This window comes from Amycolatopsis sp. NPDC059657 (genome assembly GCF_042734395.1).
In the GTDB taxonomy this organism is placed as follows: Bacteria; Actinomycetota; Actinomycetes; order Mycobacteriales; family Pseudonocardiaceae; genus Amycolatopsis.
In genome coordinates, this window is record NZ_JBHWEB010000129.1 from 1 (window position 1) to 2,013 (window position 2,013).

The following is a 2,013-nucleotide window of genomic DNA, read 5'->3' on the forward strand; positions in this document are numbered from 1 at the left end:
GGTTCTAACCGGCGTAAACACTCACGACCCCAATGTCAGGTCGGGCACGAAAAAGCGGGGCCGGCGAACCGGCCCCGCTTTTCGGTCACTCAGATTCAGTTGTCGAAGCTGCGCCGCGGACGGCTGCTCGGCCGCTGCGGACGGCCACCCTCACGGGAGCCACCGCCGCCACCACCGCTGCCGTAGCGCGGCTGACGGCCACGGCCGCCGAAGCCGCCGGGACGGCCACCCTCACGGGAACCGCCGTAGCCACCGCGCTCGCCACCGCCGCCGAAGCCACGGCCACGACGCGGGGTCTCGCGCTGACGCTCGGCGACCGGCTCGCCGCTGGGCTGCTGCGCACCGGTGATACGCGACAGCTCGGTGTCGCCGGGGCGCACCGTGGCCTGCTCCGCGCGGACACCCGCGCGGTCGGTCATCCGGCGCACCATGCGGCGCTGGTCGTGCGTGACCAGCGTGACCACGACGCCCGAGGCGCCTGCGCGAGCCGTGCGGCCCGCGCGGTGCAGGTAGTCCTTGTGGTCGGCGGCCGGGTCGACGTGCAGCACCAGGGAGATGTCATCGACGTGGATGCCGCGGGCGGCGACGTCGGTGGCGACCAGCACCGGGGTGTGGCCCTCCTTGAAGTCGGCGAGCACGCGGTTGCGCTGACCCTGGGTCTTGCCACCGTGCAGCGCGCCTGCCGCGACGCCCTTCTCGCGCAGACGCTCCGCGAGCCGGTCGACGTGGTGCTTGGTGCGGACGAACATGATCGTCCGGCCGTCGCGGGCGCCGATCTCGGTGATGATGTCCTGCTTGTCCTGGTGCGAGACCTGGAGGACGTGGTGGTCCATCGTGGTCACGCTGGCGGACACCGGGGCGACCGAGTGGGTGACCGGGTCGGTCAGGTAGGCGCGGACCAGGCGGTCCACGTCACCGTCGAGCGTCGCCGAGAACAGCAGGCGCTGCCCGCGCTGCGGGGTCAGGTCCAAGATCTCGCGGACCTGCGGCATGAAGCCCATGTCGGCCATCTGGTCGGCCTCGTCGAGCGCGACGAAGTTGACGTCCGAAAGCACCGCGGTGCCCTGGCGGACGTGGTCCGAAAGGCGCCCGGGGGTGGCGATCAGCAGGTCGACACCGCGGTTGAGCGCCTCGGCCTGACGGGCGAAGGCCATGCCGCCGACGGCCACGCGGCACCACAGGCCGAGCGACTTGGCGAGCGGGGTCAGCGAGTCGGCCACCTGCATGGCCAGCTCACGGGTGGGAACGAGGACGAGGGCGCGGGGCCGCTTCGGGCGGGCCTTGCCACCGTCGAGCCTGGCCAGCATGGCCAGGCCGAACGCGAGGGTCTTGCCGGAGCCGGTCTGGGCGCGGCCCAGCACGTCACGGCCTGCGATCGCGTCCGGGATGGTCGCGGACTGGATGGGGAACGGGGAGTTGATCCCCGCTTCGCGCAGGGCGCGAAGCAGCGGCTCGGGCAGGCCGAGCTCGGCGAAGGTCTTGCTCGGCACGGTCTCGATGGCCGTGTCGTTGTGCAGCACCTCAGTACCCGCGGTACGCGCACGCGGCTTGCGGTGCGATCGAGCCGAAGGGGCGGAGCTGTTGAACGTGACTGTCACTGATACCTCTCGGACGTGGCACGTCACAAGGAGGCCCGGCTGTCCGCGCGCAGGCAGGACAAGATGGTGTGCAGTGGGCTTTCACAGGGACGAACCCGGCACACCATGTCTGCATGACACCGCGCGCCAATTGGTTGATACGGATACCGCGAGCCATTCGGTTGGCTTTGGAGGCGACGGACACCACTCATCCACGCCGCCGATTGCGGTCTGTCACTACTGTACCGGAGTCGGTCTCCGGCACCTACTCGCAGGTCCCAACTGTGGTCAACCCCTCAACCATCACCCCTGAATCACGATCGGCGGACAAGCCCGAAAGTGGGTGTAGGTCGGTGTCATCGTTCGGATGGCAACATTGGGGGTGGGGGGGCCCGGGGGCCCGGGGGGGCGGGCGGGCCCGCCCCACCCCCCCGTC

At 70.6% G+C, this 2,013-nt stretch carries 1 protein-coding gene; it reads right to left on the reverse strand.

Annotated elements, in window-relative coordinates; all coding sequences use genetic code 11:
* Positions 1-95 precede the first annotated feature (95 nt).
* Complete coding sequence (locus tag ACFV15_RS40635; RefSeq protein ID WP_378357818.1) at positions 96-1,598, reverse strand: DEAD/DEAH box helicase; 1,503 nt, start codon at positions 1,596-1,598, stop codon at positions 96-98.
* Between the last annotated feature and the right edge of the window lie 415 nt (positions 1,599-2,013).